This is a genomic window from Krasilnikovia sp. MM14-A1259 (assembly GCF_047159535.1).
Taxonomy (GTDB): Bacteria; Actinomycetota; Actinomycetes; order Mycobacteriales; family Micromonosporaceae; genus Actinoplanes.
On record NZ_BAAGAJ010000002.1, the window covers coordinates 1,671,874 to 1,691,906 of the forward strand.

Genomic DNA, 20,033 nt, shown 5'->3' on the forward strand with positions numbered 1-20,033 from the left:
CACCCAAGGCATCGACCTACGGACCTGAACCGGGGGAGGCTCGCGCTGCGTAAGGTTCTGAGGAACGCCCACGGACGCGGCCCCGGAGGAAGAACGAGACGATGGACATCGCCCCTCAGCTCACGCAGGATCGCAACGCCCCGCCCGCCACTCTGGTGATCTTCGGCGCGTCGGGCGACCTGACCCGGCGCAAGCTGATCCCCGCGGTCGAGAGCCTGGCCCGGCACGGCCGGCTGCCCGCTGAGTTCGCGCTGGTCGGCGTGGCGCGCAGCAGCATGGACGACGAGCAGTTCATCGAGCGCGCCCTCGGCGAGCGCGGCCTGCGGAACATGCCTGGACTTTCCGGTGCAATCAGGTACGTATCGGGTGGGTACGACGACCCGGCCACGTACAAGCGGCTCGGCGAGGTCCTGGACGAGCTCGACGCCCAGCGCGGCACCTCGGGCAACCGCCTCTACTACCTCTCCACCCCCGCCGAGGCGTTCGAGCCGGTCATCAACGGGCTGGCCGGAGCCGGGCTCAACCACGCCCGGCCGGGCTCGTTCGCCCGCCTCGTGATCGAGAAGCCGTACGGGCGGAACCTGGCCACCGCGGGCGAGCTCGACCGGGTCGTGCACGCCGCGTTCGAGGAGCCGCAGGTCTTCCGGATCGACCATTACCTGGGCAAGGACACCGTCCAGAACGTGCTCGCGCTGCGCTTCGCCAACGCGATCTTCCAGCCGATCTGGAACCGCACCTGGGTCGACCACGTGCAGATCACCGTGGCCGAGACGCTCGGCGTCGGGACCCGCGGCGGCTTCTACGAGCACGCGGGCGCGATGCGCGACATCGTGCAGAACCACGTGCTGCAGGTGCTCGCGCTCGCGCTGATGGAACCGCCCGCCTCGTTCGAGGCCGAGGGGCTGCGCAACGAGAAGGTCAAGCTGCTGCAGGCGATCCGGCTGCCCACCGACCGCGACATCGCCGACACCGCGGTCCGCGGCCAGTACACCCGCGGCGGCACCCGCGAGGAGCTGATGGCGGGCTACCGCGACGAGCCCGGGGTCGACCCGCTGTCGCGCACCGAAACGTACGCCGCGATGCGGCTGGACGTGGACAACTGGCGCTGGGCCGGGGTGCCGTTCTACGTGCGCACCGGCAAGCGCCTGCCCGCCCGGGTGACCGAGGTGGCCCTGGAGTTCCAGCGCCCGCCGCACCTGCCGATCCCCCAGGACCAGCTCACCGGGCTGGAGGCCGACGCGCTCATCCTGCGCATCCAGCCCAACGAGGGCATCTCGCTGCGCTTCGGCGCCAAGGTGCCCGGCCACTCGTTCCGGGTGCGCACGGCCAGCATGGACTTCTCGTACGACGCCACGTTCCGGGAAGAGTCGCCCGAGGCGTACGAGCGGCTGCTGCTGGACGCGCTGCTCGGCGACCCGACGCTGTTCATCCGTACGGACGAGGTCGAGCAGTGCTGGCGGATCGTCGACCCGATCATCGAGCACTGGGCCAACGACCCGTCACCGATCCCCACGTACGAGGCCGCCTCGTGGGGGCCGACGGACGCGGACCGGCTGATCGGCCGCAGCGGTCGCCGCTGGCGCAACAGCGTCTGACGCCGGCGGGCCGAGCGGGGCGAACAGCCCTACTCGGCCAGTCGGGGCGAAACCGCCTAGGGTGGAGGGATCCACCCGACCGGCGGCCCCGACCGGCCGCGCGCGCCGCTCGACAACTGAAAGCGACCACCGGAATGCAGGTCTCCGTCGCGCACCACCCGCCGAACACGGCCGTCCTCGTCCTGCGCGGCTCCCTCGACATCGACACGGCACCGTCGCTGAAGGCGAATCTGACCCGGCTCGTGGAGCGGCCCCGGCCCCGGGTGGTCGTCGACCTGGGCGGCCTGGACTTCTGCGACTCCGTGGGGGTCGGTGTCCTCGTCGCCGCACACGGCCGGGCGGTGGAGCGCGGCGGCTGGGTGCGGCTCGCCGCGCCCTCGAAGTTCCTGTGCCGCCTGTTGGACACGCTCGGGCTCACGGGTCACCTGTCCCTGCACCCGGACGTCGCGGCCGCGCTCAAGGAGTGACGTGCGGCCGGGACGCACGCGCGCCCCGGCCGCATCCGCCGATCAGCTGGTCACACCGAAATCGATGCGGCCCAGCGTGTCCTCGGTACCGGTGAAGCCCTCGACCGGGCTGAACCGGTCGTCGCCGAAGTCGACGTCACGGTCGTCGGCCGTACCGCCGACGCCGTCGGGGCCGACACCGAACAGAACGCCGAAGTTGGCGCCGCCGGAGTCCATCAGGTTGGGCACCGCGTCGGAGTTGTCCGTGTGCCAGTCGCCGAACAGGTGACCGCCCTCGTGGGCGATCACGTTGCCCAGCGCGTGCCCCACGAACGCGACCCGGTTGCTCGCCGGCCTCAGGTACGTGTTCAGCGACGCCTCGTCCCCCGCCGGATCGCTGAGCACGTCCAGCAGCACCAGCGCGGTCTCCTCAGTCTCGAAGTTGCCCGGGTCGATGCTCTGCGAGATGCCAATCGTCGGCACTCCGGACTCGTCGATCGTGCCGCCGACGACGACGCGGCTGACGTTGCGCCTGCCCCACGGGTCGCCGGTACGGCTGTTGACCACCTTGAGCTTGAACCGCTTGTTCAGACCGCGGGCGATCATGTCCTTGCGCAGGTTCTCGGCCACGGTCGCGGTGACCGCGGCGATGAGCTTGTTCTCGTCCGCGCGGGGGATCCCCCACTTGGCGAGGAACGCCGCCAGCGGGCTCAGGTCCACGTTGCCCCGGCCGCCGAAGACGCCCGTGTTCACCCGTGCGCCGTCGAAGTCGAGGAACAGCGTCTGGGTCGTCGTGGCGCCGGCCAGCACCGGCCGGTACGCCTCGACCGTGACGTCGTACCCGCCCCGGCCGCCGGTCACGGCGATGTAGTGCCAGCCCGGCCGGGTCGCCACGTAGTCGGTGACCTGGTTGCCGCCGCCGGGCAGCGGCGAGGCCATCGGGTAGATGAACGACGCGTCCTGCTCGGAGCCGTGCACCTCCCGCGGCGTGGTGTCGAACAGCGCGAGGTCGGTGTTCGCGCCCTTGGCGGACGCCCCGATCACGTCACCGGCGCGCAGCTTGACCGCGAAGAAGTCCGCGTCGTCGTCACCTGACGTGATGGACACGGTGTACGGTCCTTCGCTGCCGTTGCCACCGCCGCTGGCCGGGTTGAACGGGTCGGCCGGCAGGCCGCCGTAGCCCGCCACCATCGCGTAGAACGTGCCCGCCGCGGGCACCTTGTACGTGAGCTGGCTGTCCAGGCTGCCGCCGAAGTCGTCGTTGGCGGCCAGCACGTGGCCCGCCGGGTCGAACAGCACGACGACCGTGTCCAGGTCACCGGTCGGGGTCGACGTCGCGACCGTGATCACCTTGCCGGGTGTCGAGGTGAGCCGGTAGAAGTCGAAGTCGTTGGTGCCCGTGCCCGCAGAGCCGTGCGGGCCGTCGCCGATCACGGCGCTGGTCTCGATGCCCTTACGCGTGCCGGTGCCGATGCCGGTGTTGCCCGCGAGCGGGATCGACCCGTCGTCCTCCGGGTTGGCCGGAACACTGTCCGGGATGACCAGTTCGGGATTCAGGCTGCCCAGGATGCGGATCCGTGAACTCTTGCCGGCCGCGGTGCCGAAGATGCCGATCCGCTGCGCGGACGCCGGGGTCTCGTTGGAGCCGCGGGTGCCGGCCGGCTCGTCCTCGTCGACGATCACGGTCCGCTTGGCCGGAAGGACCGCACCCGGCATCGTGGCCAGCGCCTTGAGCCGGGTGGCGGCCTGCGCCGGGGCCCGATGCTGCAGGTAGTGACTCCAGCCGCTGTAGTCGACTCGGGACGCGTCGGGCACGATCGACAGCAGCGGGTTCGGGCCGGCCGGCTTGGCGCCCAGAGCGGCCTTGGGCGCCACCGGGATCCCGGCGGCCAGGCTGGCCCGGTCGGCCGCGCTGGGCCCGGGACCGGGTGGCGGAGCGGCGCCGCCCGGAGCGGAGCCGGGGATGACTGTGGCAAGGCCGAGAAGGATGGCCCCGACGGTGGCGATGCTTCGTCGCATCAAGAGTCCCCCTTAGATCGTCCGGGGCCCCCGCCCCGAACGGCACTCCCGACGCTACTGAAGCAGACCTCCAAGATCCACGATGTCGGTGACACGTAAGGCGTACTAGCTGCAACAATGCTCCGGCCGGGGGCGCGCACGCCCCCGGCCGGAGCCTGGATCACGGAAGCCGGGTCAGCTGGTCACGCCGAACACGATCCGGCCCAGCGTGTCCTCGGTGCCGACGAAGCCCTCAGCGGGGCTGAACCGGTCGTCGCCGAAGTCCACATCAGTGTCGTCGGCGGTACCGCCCACGCCGTCCGGGCCCACCCCGAACAGGTTGCCGAAGTTGGCACCGCCCGCGTCCTGCAGGTTGGGCACCGCGTCGGAGTTGTCCGTGTGCCAGTTGCCGAAGAAGTGCCCGCCCTCGTGGGAGACCACATTGCCCAGCGCGTGGCCCACGAACGCGACCCGGTCGCTCGCCGGGGTCAGGTACGTGTTCAGCGAGGCCTCGTCACCGGCCGGGTTGCTGAGCACGTCCAGCAGGACCATCGCGGTTTCCTGGGTCTCGAAGTTGCCCGGGTCGATGCTCTGCGAGATGCCGATCGTCGGCACCCCGGACTCGGCGATCGTCCCGCCCACCACGATGCGGCTCACGTTGGGCTTGCCCCACGGGTCCGGGTCGTCCTTGCTGTTGAGCACCTTGAGCTTGAAGCGGTTGTTCAGGCCGCTCGCCACCATGTCCTGCTTGAGGTTCTCGGTCACGCTCGCCACGACCGCGTCGATGAGCCGGTCCTCGTCGGCGCGGGGGATGCCCCACTTGCCGAGGAAGGCCGACAGCGGGCTCAGGTCCACATTGCCCGTGCCGCCGAAGACGCCCGTGTTGATCCGCGCACCGTCGAAGTCCAGGTATAGCGTCTGGGTGGTCTTGGCGCCCTGCAACGGGGGCCGGTAACCCTCCACCGTGATGTCGTACGCGCCGGAACCGCCGGACACGCCGATGTAGTGCCAGCCCGCCTTGGTCGCCACGTAGTCGGTGACCTGCTTGGCGCCGCCGGGCAACGGTGAGGCCATCGGGTAGATGAACGACGCGTCCTGCTGGGAGCCGTGCACCTCGCGCGGGGTGGTGTCGTACACCGTGAGGTAGGTGTTCGCGCCCTTCGCGGCCGCACCCAGCACGTCACCGGGCTTGAGCTTGACCGCGAAGTAGTCCGTGTCGTCCGCCGCCGACGTGATGGTGAGCGTGTATGGGCCCTCGCTCGCCCCGCCGTCGCCGCTGGCCGGGTCGAACGGGTCGGCCGGCAGCCCGCTGTACGCCGCGACCATCGCGTAGAACGTGCCCTCGGCCGGAACCTTGTACGTGAGCTGGCTGTCCAGGCTGCCCCCGAAGTCGTCGTTGGCGGCCAGCACGTTGCCCTTCGGGTCGTACAGCACGACGACGGTGTCGAGCGACCCGGTCGGGGTGGCGGTCTTGACCGTGATGACCTTGCCGGCCGGCGCGGTGAGCTTGTAGAAGTCGAAGTCGTTGGTGCCCGCCCCGGCGGAGCCGTGCGGGCCGTCGCCGATCTGCGCGTCGGTCACGATGCCGTCGCGGCCGGCGCCGATGCCGGTGTCACCCGCGAGCGGGATCGACCCGTCGTCCTCCGGGTTGGCCGCGACCGAGGTCGGGAACACGGTCTCGGGATCGAGGCTGCCCAGGATGCGGATCCGCGAGTCCTGCCCGGAGGCGGTGCCGAAGTTGCGGATCAGCTGCGCGGACGCGGGGTCGTCGTTGGACCCGCGGGTGTTGTCCGGCTCGTCCTCGTCGACGACCACGGCGGAGGCGGCCGGGCGGACCGCGGCCGGCTTCGCAGCGAGCGCCTTGAGGCGGGCGGCCGCCTGACCGGACGCCTGGCGCTGCAGGTAGTGGGTCCAGCCGCTGTAGTCGACCCGGGCCGCGTCCGGCACCATCGCCAGATACGGGTTCGGGCCGGCCGGCCTGGCGCCGAGCGCGGCCTTGGGAGCCACCGGAAGCCCGGCGGTCAGGCTGGCGCGGTCGGCCCGGCTGAGCCCGGGATCGGGAGGTGCGGCGGCGCCGGGCGCGGCCGGCGTGACCACGGCGAGCCCGAGCACGACCGCCCCGACTGTTGCGATGCTTCGTCGCATCAGGAGTCCCCCTTCGAGCGTCCGGGGCCTCCGCCCCGTACGGCACGGCCGACGCTACTGAAGAGGGTGATCCACATCCAGAGATGTCGATGGGCCTTCACAGGTGCTACGCGTTGCGCACGGACTCCAGCGCCGCCACGGCCGCGCCGCGGGCTCCGGCCATGTCCAGGTCCGGCACGAGCGCGAACGTCGCCGCGGCGGTCTGCTCGCGGCGCAACTGCGTGTGCTCGCGCACCAGATCGAGGAACCACGCACGGAACGACGGCGCGGCCTCGACGACCCCGCCGCCCAGGAAGTACGCCGACGGGTCGGTGAAGTTCGCCGCGATCGTGAACAGCTTGCCGATGGCCTTCGCCTGCTGGGCGAAGACGGACAGGGCGAGCGGGTCCTCCTTCTCGCCGTACCCGCGGAGCTGTTTGGCCGCCTTCGCGACCGGCTCGGCCGCCAGCGGATGGTCCGGGAACCGGCCCAGCCAGTACGGCAGCAGGTTGTTCGTGATGCCGGTCAGCGACGCGATGCTCTCCACGTCACCGGCGAAACCGCAGTTGCACTGCGGGATCGGCTGGCCGTCCTCCAGCACGCCGTGCAGCGGGATCTGTACGTGCCCCAGCTCGCCTGCCATGCCGACCGTGCCGCGGATCACCCGGCCGGCCTCCACCACACCGCCGCCCAAGCCGGTGCCGACGATCGCCGCGACCGACGAGCGCTGCATCGCGGAGGCGCCGAAGTGCCGGTGATGGGCGTACAGGGCGGCCGCGTTGGCGTCGTTGTTGTAGACCACCGGCAGGCCGATGCGGGCCTCCAGGGCGCCGCGGATGTCGAAACCCCGCCAGGCCACCTGGGAGAAGTTCGTCGAGCCCTTCGAGGAGATCACGCCACCGGCGCTGGCCGGGCCCGGAGTGTCCAGGCCCACCGCGCGGACCAGGGTCAGCGGGGTGCTGGTCAGATCGAGCACCGATGCGAACGCCTCGGCCAGCGCCTCGACCGCCAGCTCGGGGCCCTCCTGCACCCGGCTCGGGCTCTCGGTCATGTGTTCGACGAGGAACTGCCCCGTGGCGTCGAGCACGGTGGCGTTGTTGCAGGTACCGCCGTTGTCGAGGCCGACCACGACCCAGGATGCCGGCGTACGCACCGACTCGTTGAGATCCACGCGCTGAGCGTACGTCGGTGCTGAGCCGGGCGGGAACGGGTGCCTGGTCTTTCCCGGCCGCTGGGCGCGGGCGTAAGGCACGTAGGCTCGGGTGTGATGCACGCCGACGCGGTACCCGATTCCGCCACCGGACACGTGGTGCTGGGCACCAGGCGCGAACAGGGCTTCGCCTCCCTGCGGCTGGCCGCCCGCCCCCGGGCCGAGCGCTACGAGCTGGGGCGGTCCCTGCGGGAGCGCTCTCCGCGCGGCGGGCTCGGCCACTGGGCACCCGCGGCCGACCGGATCGACCCGGTGCACCAGCTCATCGCGGCGCACGCCGGCCGGGTGCCGGAGCTCATCCCGGTCCGGGTGGGCCGGATGATCGCCTCCCCGTACGCGTTCCTGCGCGGATCGGCGAACATCATGGCCGACGACTTCGCGACCCTGCCGCGCACCGGCATCACGCCGGTCATCTGCGGTGACGCGCACCTCGGCAACTTCGGCTTCTACGCCTCACCGGAGCGGGAGCTGGTCTTCGACCTCAACGACTTCGACGAGGCGCATCCCGGCGCGTGGGAGTGGGACCTGCGCCGGCTCGCCACCAGCGTGCACCTCGCCGGGCGGCAGAACGGCTTCGCCGAGCCCGCGTGCGCCGACGCCGTGCTGCACTGCCTGGAGCAGTACCGCGAGCAGATCGGCCACCTCGCGGAACAACCGCTGCTGGCGCGCTCGTTCGACCGGCTGGACGTCGACCGGCTGCGGGCCGCGGCGACCAAGGCCAGCTTCCGCGACGAGATCGAACGGGCGGCCCGGCGGGCCCGGCGGCGCACCAGTGACCGGGCGCTGCCTCGCTTCACCGAGGAACGCGACGGCACCCGCAGCATCGTCGAGGAGCCGCCGCTGATCACCCGGCCGAGCACCGCGGACGTCGACCGGCTGGCGGCGGCGCTGGACGGCTACCTGAACACGCTGCCGCCGCACTGGGCGCGGATCCTGGGCGGCTACCGGATCCTCGACATCGCGCACAAGGTCGTCGGGGTCGGGTCGGTCGGGCTGCGCGCGTACGTCGCACTGTGCGAGGGCAGCAACCCCGACGATGTGATCTTCCTGCAGCTCAAGCAGGCCCGCCGTTCGGTGGTGGCCCGGCACCAGCACGGCGACGCCGCGTGGCACCGGCACCAGGGCCAGCGGGTGGTGGAGTACCAGCAGGCCCTGCAGACGGTCAGCGACCCGCTGCTGGGCTGGGCCACGATCGGCGACCAGCAGTACTACGTGCGGCAGTTCCGGGACATGAAGGGCGCCATCACCGTGGAGGGCGTCGACGCGGCCGCGCTGGCCGACTACGCCGGGGTCTGTGGGTACCTGCTGGCCCGCAGTCACGCGCGGACCAGTGGCGCATCGATGATCGCCGGGTACATCGGCGGCAGCGACAAGATGGACGTGATGCTGTGCCGGTTCGCCCGCGCGTACGCCGACCAGGTGGAGAACGATCACGCGCGGCTGGTCGACGCCGTACGCCGCGGCATCCTCCCCGCCACACCCGCCTGAGCGGCGCGGCCGGAGCGGAGAGGAGACCATGAGCGGGCGGCTGGAACTGGGTGGGGCGGCGCTGGCCGCGTTCTGGGCCGAGCGGCATCTGTGCACGCTCACCACGCTGCGGGCCGACGGTTCTCCGCACGTGGTGGCGGTGGGTGCCACCCTCGACGCCGACGCCGGACTGGCCCGCGTGATCAGTACGCGGTCGTCCGCCAAGGTGCGCCACATCGCCGCGGCCGGGCCGGGCGGCGCGCGGGTCGCGGTGTGCCAGGTCGACGGGGCCCGGTGGAGCACCCTGGAGGGCATCGCCGTGATCCGCGCCGACCCGGCCGCGGTCGCCGAGGCCGAACACCGGTACGCGGCCCGCTACCGTCCGCCGCGGCCGAACCCGCTGCGGGTGGCTATCGAGGTACGGATCACCCGGGTGCTCGGCTCGCACCGGCTCCTCGACACCTGAGCGCGGGCACGGCCGGGTCGCCGTACTCGGGCGGGTCTGCGTACGCGCACTCATCCGCGCGGGCCCGCCGGACGGCAGGCTGCCCGTCATGAACGTCGTCCTCGGATCCCCCCGTGCCGCCGAGCTGGCCGCGCGGACCCCCGCGAGCCGCGACCGGTACGTCGACCTGCTCCGCGTCGTCTCGCTCGCCGCGGTGATCCTCGGGCACTGGCTGATGGCCGTACCCGTGGTGGCGGCCGACGGGTCCGTGCAGGTCGGCAACGTGCTCGCCGCGGTGCCCGCGCTGCAGCCGCTGACCTGGCTGCTTCAGGTCATGCCGGTGTTCTTCCTGGTCGGCGGGTTCGCCCACGGCACCGGCTGGGCGTCGGTGCGCCGCCGCGGCGGCCGGTACGCCGATTTCGCCCGCGCCCGCGCCACCCGGCTGCTGCGCCCCACCGCGGTCTTCCTGGCGGTGTGGCTGGCGCTCGCCGCGCTGGCGGGGCTCGCGGGACGGGATCACGGCCTGGTGCGGTTGGCGCTGCGTACGGTGACCCAGCCGCTGTGGTTCCTCGGCGTCTACCTGGCGCTGGTGGCGCTGACCCCGCCGCTGTGGTGGGTGCACCGCCGCCTCGGCCGGTGGGCGCCGGTGGTGCCCGCGGCGCTGCTGGTCGCGGCCGCCGGGGTGGACGTGTTGCGCTTCGGGGCGGGCCACACCGGCCTCGCCACCCTGAACCTGCTGCTCGTCTGGGCGGGCGTGCACCAGCTCGGCTTCCTGTACGCCGACGGCATCCTGCAGCGTGGCGGCCGCCGGCTGGGCGCCTGCCTCGCCGGGGGCGGACTGCTCGCGCTGGTGGCGCTGACGACGTTCGGGCCGTACCCGGTGTCCATGGTCGGGGTGCCGGGCGAGGCGGTGTCCAACATGTCTCCGCCCACGCTGGCGCTGGCGGCGCACGCGGTCTGGCTGACCGGGCTGGTCCTGCTGCTGCGTGGCCCGGCGACCCGCTGGCTGGGCCGGGCCCGGGTGTGGCGGACGGTGGTGACCGCCAACGGGCTGGCGATGACCGCGTTCCTGTGGCACCTGGGCGCGGCGTTCACCGTGGTCGGTGTGGTCACGGCCCGCGGCTGGGACCTCGGCGTGCCGGGCGGGCCGATGTGGTGGCTGACCCGGCCGCTGTGGCTGGCCGCCGCGGCGCTGTGCACGGCGGTGCTGGTGAGCGTCTTCCGGCGGTGTGACGCGCCCGGGCGGCCGGTGGCGCCGGGCGGCGGGCACCCGGCCCGGGCCGGGCTCGGCATGGTCCTGTGCACCCTGGGCGTACTCGGGGTCTCGACGGTGGGTTTCGGCGGTCTGCTCGACGGCCGTTCCGCGAACCTGCTGGTCCTGCCGGTCACCGCGCCCGCGACGTTGGCGATGGTGGCGGCGGGCGCGATGCTGCTGCGGCCCGCTGTGCGGGCTACCGTGGCGGGGTGAGCGCGGACCCGGGGCCGGTCGAGCTGCTGGCGGGCGTGCCGGTGCCGCTGGGCGGCCCGCGGGCCATGGAGGTCACCCGCACACTGCCCGGCCGGGACCGGCGGATGGTGGGCGCGTGGTGCTTTCTCGATGCGTACGGCCCGGACGACCTCGCCGCGGGCGCACCGGGCATGCGGGTCGCGCCGCACCCGCACGTCGGACTGCAGACCGTGAGCTGGCTGGCCGCCGGGGAGATCCTGCACCGCGACAGCCTCGGCAACACGCAGGAGATCCGGCCCGGGCATCTCAATCTCATGACCGCCGGGCGCGGCATCGCCCACTCGGAGCAGACCCCGGCGCGGCATTCCGGGGTGCTGCACGGCGTACAGCTGTGGGTGGCGTTGCCGGACCGCGACCGGGCGGTGGCGCCGGACTTCACGCACCACGCCGACCTGCCGGTGTTCACCGACGGCGGCCTGCGGGCCGTCGTCCTGATGGGTGAGCTGGCCGGGGCGGTCTCCCCGGCCCGGTGCCACACCCCGCTGGTCGGCGCGGAGCTGACGCTGCGCGCCGGGACGGCGGCACGGCTGCCGGTGCGGCCGGACTTCGAGTACGCGGTGCTGGCGCTCGACGGCGCCGCCACCGTGGCCGGGGTGCCCGTCAAGCCCGGCCCGCTGCTGTACCTGGGCACCGGTCGACGCGAGTGTGAATTCGCGGCCGACGGCGGCCCGGCACGGCTGGTGCTGCTGGGTGGCGAGCCGTTCGCCGAGTCGCTGGTGATGTGGTGGAACTTCGTGGCCCGGGAGCATGACGAGATCGTCGAGGCGCGCCGGCGGTGGGTCGACGGCGGGTTCGGCGAGGTGCGCGGCTACGACGGTGACCCGTTGCCCGCGCCACCGATGCCGATCACGCGGCTCGTGCCGCGCGGCCGGGCCCGCCATCCGTAACCGTCCGCACATACGCAGCAGTCACCTTGAGTAGCCGCCGACCTCGCGATTCGGCACGGTGCGGGCATCCCATTCCGCCGATTCCGCGCGCGCTGCATTAAATGTTTCTTAATTCGGGAACCGGCTGTGCCGACCGGCCGCGCACGGAATGACGAGAAACGCGTTCACGTACCGGGACCACAGCAACGGATGGTCAATTTCCGCCGACCGGGCGTAGGCGCTGGCCGGTCGGGTGAACCGGACGGCACGTCCGTGCGTACAGTCCGTTGACGGGACACCTCCGGCGTACCACCGCGCCGGATTCGTCCGCTTGCCACCGACGTCCGCGGGTGGGTGAAGCGCTTCCAGGGGCTCTGGCGCACGCCATCCACCCACGGTTAACCTTCCCACTCGACCGCGTGGAAGGTGGTATCGGGCGCGCGGACAGGGACGCGGCGAGGACTGGGGGCACGGATGCGGCACCGGAGCGGACGGCGCCACATCGGCAGCCGCCTGCCCGCCGTGGGCCACCTCGCCGGCGGGCGCCGCCCCGAGGGGGCCCGATGAGCTTCGAGGACGACGAGTACTGGGAAGCCGAATACTCGGATGGGGCCGTCGGGTACGCCGACAACACCGCGGTCGCGCACGATCGATATGCATACGTCGATCGGCCCGTGCCGTCGCGCCGCAATGGTGGCGCAGAAGCCGGCTGGGGCGACGATCCGGACGGGTACGACGAGCTCGCCGTACGGCGCCAACGACGCCAGCGCAGTAACGCACAGTCAGCGAACCGCCAGCAGCAGATCCGGGCCGCCTTCGACGCTGAGCGACCGGACTGGCTGGACGATCCGGCGTTCGCCGGCCGCCGGGACCCCGGCGCCCGCACACGGACCGACGGGTACCGGGAGCCCCCGGCCGCCGACCGCCGCGCCCCCGCGCGTCCCGCCGCGGACGAGTGGGACGCCCCGGACGACGACTGGGACGCAGAGGACGACTGGGAAGCACCGCGCAGCGGCTGGGACGCACCCGCGCAGGACTGGGATCCGCCGTCCGGCGACCGGGCGCAGCGCGGCGCCACCGTGGACGACAGCTGGGAGGACGACGGCCCGATCCGCCAGCCGGGCCGGCGGCGCACCCGCGGCGAACCGGTCGAGTACGACGGCCGGCCGCCGCAGCCCGCGTCGGGACGGGCCCGCGTGCCCGAGCGGACCGCCGGCGACGAACCGCCGCTCGACCTCTACCTGCCGCCGCACCGCAGGAACGCGGCCGACCAGGGCCCGCCGGACCGCGACGGCACCGCGGAGGGCGGTCGGCGTCCCCGCGAGGTGCGGTCCGACGACGCGTACGGCCGTGCCACGGTGCCGCGCGACGACCGGCGCGACCGGGACGCCGAGGACCGGCGCGACAGCGGCGCATGGGCCGACGACCGGCGCGGCCGGGATGTCTGGGCCGGGGACCGGGATGACCAGGACGCCTGGACCGACGACGGTGCGGCATGGCCCGGCGGCCGGACGGCCTCCGGTCGCGGCGAAGCCCCACGGCGGCCCGCCGACCGCGACGACGAACGCCGGACGGCGAACTGGGGCGGCAACGACCAGCGCGTGGCCGGTTGGGCCGGCGACGACGAGCGAGGCGCCGGCTGGGCGGGCGACGACCAGCGGGGCGCCGGCTGGGCCGGCGACGGTGGACGCCCGCCGGGGCGGCCTGCCACGGACCGGCGCGCGGCCGGCTGGTCCGAGTCCGACGACCGCGGCGGGCGGGCGACCGGCTGGACCCGGCCCGACGACCGCACCCGTCGGACGGGTGGCTGGGCTGAACCTGCCGACCGCGACCCGTACGAGGCCGGATGGAACGACACCGGCCGTGCGCGCCGCGACCGGATGGACAGCGACGAGTGGACGGACGACGAGCGTCCGGCAGCCCGGCGGCACGCAGGTCCCGGCGACGACCGGCGCCCCCGGAGCGGCGACGACCGGGGCGGCGACGACCGGCGCGCACGCCCGGACGACGACCCGCGCAACGGCCCGCAGACGGATCGGCGCGACGACGTGCTGCACGGCGAACTGCTGCCACCCGACCCGCGGCGCCAGCGCCAACGTCCCGGCGACCAGGCCGGCGACGCCGGGCCGTACACCGAGCAGTACGGGCCGGGCGCCCCGTTCCCCGGGCCGGGTTTCCCGGGCTGGGCCGGTGGACCGTTCCCGGGACCCGGTTTCCCCGGCTGGGGCGGCCCCGGCGTCCCCGGTCCGTGGGGACCCGCGCCCAGCCCGCCGTGGGAACAGCCGGTGTTCGGGGCGCCGGGCCGGACCGAGCCGGGCCGCAACCCCGGCGACGGGCGCACTCCCACGCCGCTGTCCGACCGTCCCGCGGCCGCGGGACGAGACGACGAGCGGTGGTCGCAGCCTCCGGCGGCTCGCGGATCCGCCCCGGCCGAGGACCTGCGCCGCGGCGACGCCGACCGCTGGGATGACGACGCGCGGTACCCGGACAGTTGGGACACCGACCGGGAGCAGGGCTCGCAGCGGTGGAGCGAGCAGGCCCCGCGCGACGATCGGGAGGCGGACCCCGAGTCGTGGGACCGTCGACGCCCGACGGACGCGTACGCCGGCTCGGGCGCGTTCACTGACGCGTCCGCCGACTCGGGTGCGTTCGCCGACGGGGCGGTGTTCGCCGGCCGATACGACGAGGCGGACCGGCCCGCTGACCGGCAATCCCGCGAATGGGACTCGTCACGCAGCGACCCGGCGTACCGCGAACGGGAGGCGGACGTCGACCGGCGGGTCGGTGACCCGCTCGAAACTGCCGCGCGGGCCCGTCGGGAACGCGACGCCGACGAGCGGCGTGATGAGCGGCCGACCGAGCCCGCACAGGCCGAGTCGGGCCCCCGGGTGCTCAGCAAGGCGAGTCCGCCCACTCAGCCGCGGATCATCCACAAGACCGAGCCCCCGCCCGCCCCGCGCGTACTCAAGAAAGCCGAACCGCCCGCGGCGCCACGGATCGTCGGGACCGTCTCCCAGGTGGGACCGGCGCGGGTGATTCCACCGGCCGCGCCGGCCATGCCGCCCGCCGCGAATCCGGCGGCGGCGCAACGGCCGGGCTCCGTCCCCACGGTGCCTCCGGACCAGGACGTGCGCGCCACCTCCCCGGCCTCGGGCGTACCCGCCCCGAGCGGACCAGGCGCAAACGGACCAGGCGCGAGCGGACAAGGCGGGGCCGGACAGGAGCCGCCCGCGGCGGGCCTGGTCGGCCCGTCGGGTCGGTCCCGCGGCGCGGATGCCCCCGGCCTACGGCCGGCGACCGGCGACCGGGGCGCACCCGTGCCCCACGTCCGGCCACCGGTCCCGCCACACGCCACACCCGCGGCGACGACGGGGCACGCTCCGGCCGGTGCCGCCGCAGCCACGCCGGCACCCGCGCGCCCGGACACGCCCGCACCGGCCGCGTCCCCACCGGCCGTACCGCTCTCCGCGGCGCCCGCACCGGCCTCCGCGGTACCGCCGCCTGCCGGGCCTGTTCCGGTATCTCCGGCGGCCGCGCAGGGTGGGCCCGGCACCGGCGAACTCGGCCCCAGGCCGGCACCCGGCGAGCGCGCAGCCATGCCGCAGCCCTCGCCGCCCGCGGCACCGAACCCCCAGGCGCCTTCCGGCGCGGCGCCCGCTGGCCCATCACCCGCCGGCCCGACGCCGCAAGCGGTCGTCCCCCCGCCGGCGGGCGGACGACCGTCCGTGCAGACCAGCAGCAATACGCCGCTGAAGCCCGTCGCCCGGCTCGCCACCTCAGGCCCGGACACCGGCCCCCGCCGGTACGCCGATGCCGGCCTGTCCGGTGGCTGGTTCACCCCGCACAAGGCCGACGAGGCACCCGCCCCGGATTCCGCAGCGGCCAAGTCCGAGGCCGTCACCGCCCCGGGCCAGCCCTCAGGCGCCCCCGGGATGGTGGTCGACCTCGACATCACCGACATCCTGAAGAACCTGGCCACCGGCGAACAGTCCACCGTCGTACCGCACCCGACCCTGCCCACGGACCAGGACCCGGACGGCGACCGTCAGGACGCCACGGCCGACAATGCCACGGCCGGGCCGAACACCACAGCAAGCCCGAACACCGCAGCAAGCCCGAACACCGCAGCCGGCCCTGACACCCCGGCCGCCGGTCAGCGGGAACGATCGGTGATGCCCCGCGAGACGCCCACCGAGCCGAAAGCCCCCTCCCGGCCGTTGAAGCCACTGTCCGCCGAGGACCTGGCGGCGATCCGCTGGCGCCTCGACGGGGGGACGCTGCGGGAGGTCGTCGACGACCGGGACGCGCTACGGGAACTGGGCGCCCGCCTGGACGAGCCGCTCACCGGCGAAGCGGACCACGCGACCCGGGCGGGGCTGCTGTCCGTACGCGCGGAGGTGTATCGCCTGCTCGACGAGCTCGGCATGGCCGCCGCGGCCAGCCGCCTCGCGCTCAGCCACGCCGAGTCCGCCGGCGAGGTGCAAGCCGTGGTCATCGCTCAGGCGGAGCTGGCGCACGTGCTGCGGCTGCGCGGCGACTACGCCGAGGCGGACCGGCTGTTCGAGGTGGCGGCCAGTTCCGAGGCGCCGCCGGTGTTGCGCAGCGTCGTCCACGAGAACGCCGGCCGGAGCTGCTTCGACCAGGGCCGGCACATGGAGGCGTTGGACCATTTCGCCCGGGCGATCCGGCTCGGCGACCCCGAGGACCTCGATCTCGTGGAGCGCATCGACGTCTCGCTCGAAGCGATCTACATCCATGTGCTGCGCGACGGCTGGGGTCCGTACCCGAGGCTGCGCCGGGAGATCCTGGGCGATCCCGCAGACCAGCCCGCCGCAACACCTCCCGCCGGGTAGCCGCGCGGCCTTCACTCGGTGCGCAGGGCGACCACCGGGTCGAGCCGGCCGGCGCGTTGCGCGGGCACCACGCCGAACACGATCCCGACCGCGGCGGACACCCCGAACGCGAGCGCCATCGACCACCAGGTGATCGCGGCGGGCACCGGCGAGAGCCGGTCGACCAGCAACGCCACGGCGACACCCAACGCCATGCCGATCGCTCCGCCGAGCGTGGTCAGCAGGACGGCTTCCAGCAGGAACTGCACGCCGATGTCGCGGGGCCGGGCGCCGACCGCCTTGCGCAGCCCGATCTCGCGGGTCCGCTCCCGCACGCTGACCAGCATGATGTTGGAGACACCCACCCCGCCGACCAGCAGGCTGATCCCGGCGATGGCGGCCAGCACGCCGGTGAGGACACCCAGGATGTCGCCGAGTACGCCGAGGATCTGTTGCTGGGTGACCGCGCTGAAGTCGGTGTCGGGATGCCGTTTGACCAGTGCCGCGACGACCGCGCTGCCCAGCGCGTCGATGTGGTCGCGGTCCGGCGCCCGGATGGCGAGGCCGTCGATACGGTCGGTGCCCAGCAGCCGCTGCGCGGCGGTGACCGGGATGTGCACTTCGCCGTCCCGGTCCACGCCGAGGCTCTGCCCGAGCGGCGCGAACGTCCCAATGACCCGGAACCGCACCCCACCAAGGGTGATCTGCCGGCCGATCGGGTCCAGGTCGCCGAACAGCGTGCGCGCCGTCCCGGCCCCCAGCACCGCCACGCGGCGCCCGGTGCGCACGTCGGCGCGGGTGAGGTAGGTGCCCCGGTCCAGTCGGCGCACGAAGACGTCCGGCGTCGTCTCCAGCACACCCTGCATGCTGGCGTACGCCGACCGGCTGCCCGCCCGTACGGTCTGGCCGGACTGGACGGTGACCGCCACCCGGGAGCGGTCGCCGACGACCCGGGCGACCGCGTCGACGTCGTCCAGCGTCATGGTGGAGACGGTCGGGGCGGCACCCGCCGTCAGCCGGCCCGGTACGACGATGAGCAGGTTGGAGCCGAGCCCTTCGACCTGGCGTTCGATCAGCTGCTTGGTGCCGGTGCCGATCGCGACCAGCGCCACCACCGCGGCCACGCCGATGACCACCCCGAGCATGGTCAGTACGCTGCGCAGCCGGTTCGCGCGCAACGCGTCGAGGGCGACCCGCCACGCCTCCGCGAGCCTCACGCCGTGATCCCTTCCGTTCCGCCATCGGGCGGCGGGTCGACGATCAGGCCTTCGGGTGGCGGGTCGACGATCAGGCCGTCGCGCATGACGATCTGGCGGTGGGCGCGGGCCGCGACGTCGCGGTCGTGGGTGACCAGGACCACCGCGACGCCCTCGGCGTGCAGCGACTCCAGCAGGGCGAGCACGGACCGGCCGGTGGCCGAGTCGAGGTTGCCGGTGGGCTCGTCGGCGAGCAGCACCGACGGGCCGGTGACCAGGGCCCGGGCGATGGCGACCCGCTGTTGTTCGCCGCCGGACATCTGGTTGGGGCGGTGGCGGATGCGGTGTGCCAGTCCGACCCGTTCGAGCAGGGTGGCGGCGCGGCGCCGCCGCTCGCGGCGGCCGACCCCGCGGTACACCAGCGGCAGCGCCACGTTGTCCTGCGCGGTGGTGCGGGCGAGCAGGTGGAACGACTGGAACACGAAGCCGATCGTCTCGTTGCGCAGCCGGGCCATCTCACCCGGGGACAGCGTGGACACGTCACGGCCGCCGATCAGCAGCTGCCCGCTGGTCGGCCGGTCCAGGGCGCCGAGCAGGTGCATGAGCGTGGACTTGCCGGAACCGGAGGTGCCGACGATCGCCACGTAGTCCCCCGGCTGCACGGTCAGCGAGACCCCGCGCAGAGCGGGAACGGACACCCCGTCGAGCTCGTACGTGCGGGTGATGTCGGTGGCGGCGATCGCGGGGACGGTCAACGCGGCAACTCCTGGCCCGCGCTGACCTGGTCGGCGCCTCCGACCACGATCCGCTGGCCGGGCTCGACGCCGGACACGACCTGCACCACGTCCTCGCCCTGGACGCCGACCGTGACCGGCACCCGTTCGGCCCGCCCGGACCGCACGGCCCAGACCGTGTCGTGGCCGTCGGCGTCGACGATCGCGGACGCGGGCACGGTCACGGCGTCGGTCACCTGGCGGACCTGGAGGCGGACGACCGCGCTCATGCCGGGGCGTGGCGTCGGCGCGGGCCGCCCGTCGGCGTACCGGCCGGAGCCGAGGTCGAGGCGGGCCCGGTACGAGACCCCGCCGCGCGCGGAGGTGGTCGGCAGCAGGTCGACCGCCCGGACCGTGGCCTGGTACGTGGCGCCGGTGGCCGCGTCCAGTTCGACGTCGGCGCGCACGCCCGGCCGTACGAGCAGGACGTCGGTCTCGTCGACGTCGGCGGCCAGGCCGAGGCGGCCGACGTCGACCACGGTGAGGATCGGGGTGCCGGCGCTGACCGCGGCGCCCTCCGGCAGGGCGGCGTCGACGCCGGGCAGGCCTGACCCGGCCCCGGCGGCCGGTGCGCCCGCGGCGGCGCCCGCAGCCGGACCGGCACCGGAGGCCAGCAGGTCCGACAGGGAGGTCGCGCCGCCGGACGGGGTGCCGCCGAGCTGGACCACCCCGGACACCGGGGCGTGCAGCGTCAGCGCTTCGGCGGCCGCGTCGGCCAGCGCGTACGCCTGCTGGGCCTGCATCCGCTGGGCGGCGCCGAGGGCGCCGACGGCTTCGCTGAGACTCGCCACGCCCCGCTGCACGGAACGCGCCGCGGCCGATGCGGTCTCCGACGCCGCGGCGTACTGGCGGCGGGCCGCGTCGAGCTGGGCGAGCAGCGCGGCCCGCAGTTGCGGATCGGTGACCTGGCGGGCGGCGTCCTGGGCGGCGGTGAACGCGTCCGCGGCACGCGCGTCCGTGCGGCGCTGCGCGGCGGTGACGGCGGAAGCGCCACCGCTCGGCACCGCGGTGCTGCCGGAAGCCTGGTCGAGCGCCCGCTGGGCGTCGCGCAGGCGCCGCTGGGTCGCGGGCGAGTCGATGACGGCCACGACCTGGCCCTTGCGGACCCGGTCGCCCGCGCCGACGCGCAGCTCGGCGAGGGTGCCGTCGGCGGGCGCGTTGACCGTGGCGGCGGCCCGGGCGGTCACCGCGCCCGGTGCCTCGACGATCTCCGCCACTGCGCCGCGGGTGGCGGCGCCGAGCGCGATGCCGGACGGCTTGTCGCCGCACGACGCGGCGGTCAGACACACGAGCAGGACGACCCCCGCGAGCAGAGCGACGGGGCGGCGCGGGGCGACAGGCACGGGGGCCATGCTATGCCCGTGGATCAGCGTCGGCCGATCCGTGCCCGCCTCCCGCCCGGCTTGCCCGGTCGTGATACCGGATGCCTGGTTCCGGACGCTGTCGTCGTGGCGACTGTTCCGGTTGACGCCGCGGCGCACCATTGCTGTCACACGGTGCGGGGGCTACCGATGTTCGCGCCCTTTCGCCGCCTGCTGATCCGGCGCCCCGCGAAGGAGCCACCATGATCCAGG

General features: G+C 74.1%; 13 protein-coding genes. 7 read left to right on the forward strand and 6 right to left on the reverse strand.

Features of this window, described 5'->3' with window-relative positions:
- The first annotated feature begins 101 nt into the window (after nt 1-101).
- A complete protein-coding gene (gene zwf, locus ACMCNK_RS07210; RefSeq protein ID WP_412735602.1) occupies nt 102-1,595 on the forward strand; it encodes a glucose-6-phosphate dehydrogenase in 1,494 nt (497 codons plus the stop codon).
- Between the two features lie 134 nt (nt 1,596-1,729).
- The gene (locus ACMCNK_RS07215; RefSeq protein WP_412735603.1) at nt 1,730-2,062 is read left to right on the forward strand and encodes an STAS domain-containing protein; all 333 of its coding nucleotides are present in this window, start codon (nt 1,730-1,732) and stop codon (nt 2,060-2,062) included.
- A gap of 42 nt (nt 2,063-2,104) precedes the next feature.
- Here ACMCNK_RS07215 and ACMCNK_RS07220 read toward each other — a convergent pair whose 3' ends face one another.
- From ACMCNK_RS07220 to ACMCNK_RS07230, 3 genes are all read right to left on the reverse strand, one after another.
- Entirely contained in the window at nt 2,105-4,060 is a 1,956-nt protein-coding gene (locus tag ACMCNK_RS07220) for a PPC domain-containing protein (protein ID WP_412735604.1), read from the reverse strand.
- 174 nt (nt 4,061-4,234) lie between these two features.
- The gene (locus tag ACMCNK_RS07225; RefSeq protein WP_412735605.1) at nt 4,235-6,184 is read right to left on the reverse strand and encodes a PPC domain-containing protein; all 1,950 of its coding nucleotides are present in this window, start codon (nt 6,182-6,184) and stop codon (nt 4,235-4,237) included.
- A 106-nt stretch (nt 6,185-6,290) separates the two neighbouring features.
- Nucleotides 6,291-7,334, reverse strand: coding sequence for an ROK family protein (locus ACMCNK_RS07230; RefSeq protein ID WP_412735606.1), 1,044 nt, complete (start codon nt 7,332-7,334; stop codon nt 6,291-6,293).
- A 96-nt stretch (nt 7,335-7,430) separates the two neighbouring features.
- Here ACMCNK_RS07230 and ACMCNK_RS07235 point away from each other — a divergent pair, with 96 nt between their 5' ends.
- The 5 genes from ACMCNK_RS07235 (at nt 7,431) to ACMCNK_RS07255 (ending at nt 16,511) form a co-directional block, all read left to right on the forward strand.
- Nucleotides 7,431-8,861 (forward strand): DUF2252 domain-containing protein, encoded by a 1,431-nt coding sequence (locus ACMCNK_RS07235; protein WP_412735607.1) that lies wholly within the window; start codon nt 7,431-7,433, stop codon nt 8,859-8,861.
- Between the two features lie 28 nt (nt 8,862-8,889).
- On the forward strand, nt 8,890-9,306 hold the full coding sequence (locus tag ACMCNK_RS07240) for a pyridoxamine 5'-phosphate oxidase family protein (protein WP_412735608.1): 417 nt from the start codon (nt 8,890-8,892) through the stop codon (nt 9,304-9,306).
- An 88-nt stretch (nt 9,307-9,394) separates the two neighbouring features.
- On the forward strand, nt 9,395-10,753 hold the full coding sequence (locus ACMCNK_RS07245) for an acyltransferase family protein (RefSeq protein ID WP_412735609.1): 1,359 nt from the start codon (nt 9,395-9,397) through the stop codon (nt 10,751-10,753).
- Between the two features lie 65 nt (nt 10,754-10,818).
- A complete protein-coding gene (locus ACMCNK_RS07250) occupies nt 10,819-11,679 on the forward strand; it encodes a pirin family protein (RefSeq protein ID WP_412740775.1) in 861 nt (286 codons plus the stop codon).
- Nucleotides 11,680-12,221: 542 nt separating this feature from the next.
- Nucleotides 12,222-16,511, forward strand: a complete 4,290-nt coding sequence (locus ACMCNK_RS07255; protein WP_412735610.1) for a hypothetical protein — start codon at nt 12,222-12,224, stop codon at nt 16,509-16,511.
- Between the two features lie 11 nt (nt 16,512-16,522).
- Here ACMCNK_RS07255 and ACMCNK_RS07260 read toward each other — a convergent pair whose 3' ends face one another.
- From ACMCNK_RS07260 to ACMCNK_RS07270, 3 genes are read right to left on the reverse strand one after another with little or no spacing between them, the layout of a single operon-like run.
- A complete protein-coding gene (locus ACMCNK_RS07260) occupies nt 16,523-17,707 on the reverse strand; it encodes an ABC transporter permease (RefSeq protein ID WP_412735611.1) in 1,185 nt (394 codons plus the stop codon).
- Complete coding sequence (locus ACMCNK_RS07265; protein WP_412735612.1) at nt 17,704-18,441, reverse strand: ABC transporter ATP-binding protein; 738 nt, start codon at nt 18,439-18,441, stop codon at nt 17,704-17,706. The genes ACMCNK_RS07260 and ACMCNK_RS07265 overlap by 4 nt, the downstream gene beginning before the upstream one ends.
- The gene (locus tag ACMCNK_RS07270; RefSeq protein ID WP_412735613.1) at nt 18,438-19,811 is read right to left on the reverse strand and encodes an efflux RND transporter periplasmic adaptor subunit; all 1,374 of its coding nucleotides are present in this window, start codon (nt 19,809-19,811) and stop codon (nt 18,438-18,440) included. The genes ACMCNK_RS07265 and ACMCNK_RS07270 overlap by 4 nt, the downstream gene beginning before the upstream one ends.
- Nucleotides 19,812-20,033 lie beyond the last annotated feature (222 nt).

Coding starts and splice junctions, on each gene's coding strand:
- zwf (WP_412735602.1), top strand. CDS start 102: ATGGACATCGCCCCTCAGCTCACGCAGGATCGCAACGCCCCGCCCGCC.
- ACMCNK_RS07215 (WP_412735603.1), top strand. CDS start 1,730: ATGCAGGTCTCCGTCGCGCACCACCCGCCGAACACGGCCGTCCTCGTC.
- ACMCNK_RS07220 (WP_412735604.1), bottom strand. CDS start 4,060: ATGCGACGAAGCATCGCCACCGTCGGGGCCATCCTTCTCGGCCTTGCC.
- ACMCNK_RS07225 (WP_412735605.1), bottom strand. CDS start 6,184: ATGCGACGAAGCATCGCAACAGTCGGGGCGGTCGTGCTCGGGCTCGCC.
- ACMCNK_RS07235 (WP_412735607.1), top strand. CDS start 7,431: ATGCACGCCGACGCGGTACCCGATTCCGCCACCGGACACGTGGTGCTG.
- ACMCNK_RS07240 (WP_412735608.1), top strand. CDS start 8,890: ATGAGCGGGCGGCTGGAACTGGGTGGGGCGGCGCTGGCCGCGTTCTGG.
- ACMCNK_RS07245 (WP_412735609.1), top strand. CDS start 9,395: ATGAACGTCGTCCTCGGATCCCCCCGTGCCGCCGAGCTGGCCGCGCGG.
- ACMCNK_RS07250 (WP_412740775.1), top strand. CDS start 10,819: ATGGAGGTCACCCGCACACTGCCCGGCCGGGACCGGCGGATGGTGGGC.
- ACMCNK_RS07255 (WP_412735610.1), top strand. CDS start 12,222: ATGAGCTTCGAGGACGACGAGTACTGGGAAGCCGAATACTCGGATGGG.
- ACMCNK_RS07270 (WP_412735613.1), bottom strand. CDS start 19,811: ATGGCCCCCGTGCCTGTCGCCCCGCGCCGCCCCGTCGCTCTGCTCGCG.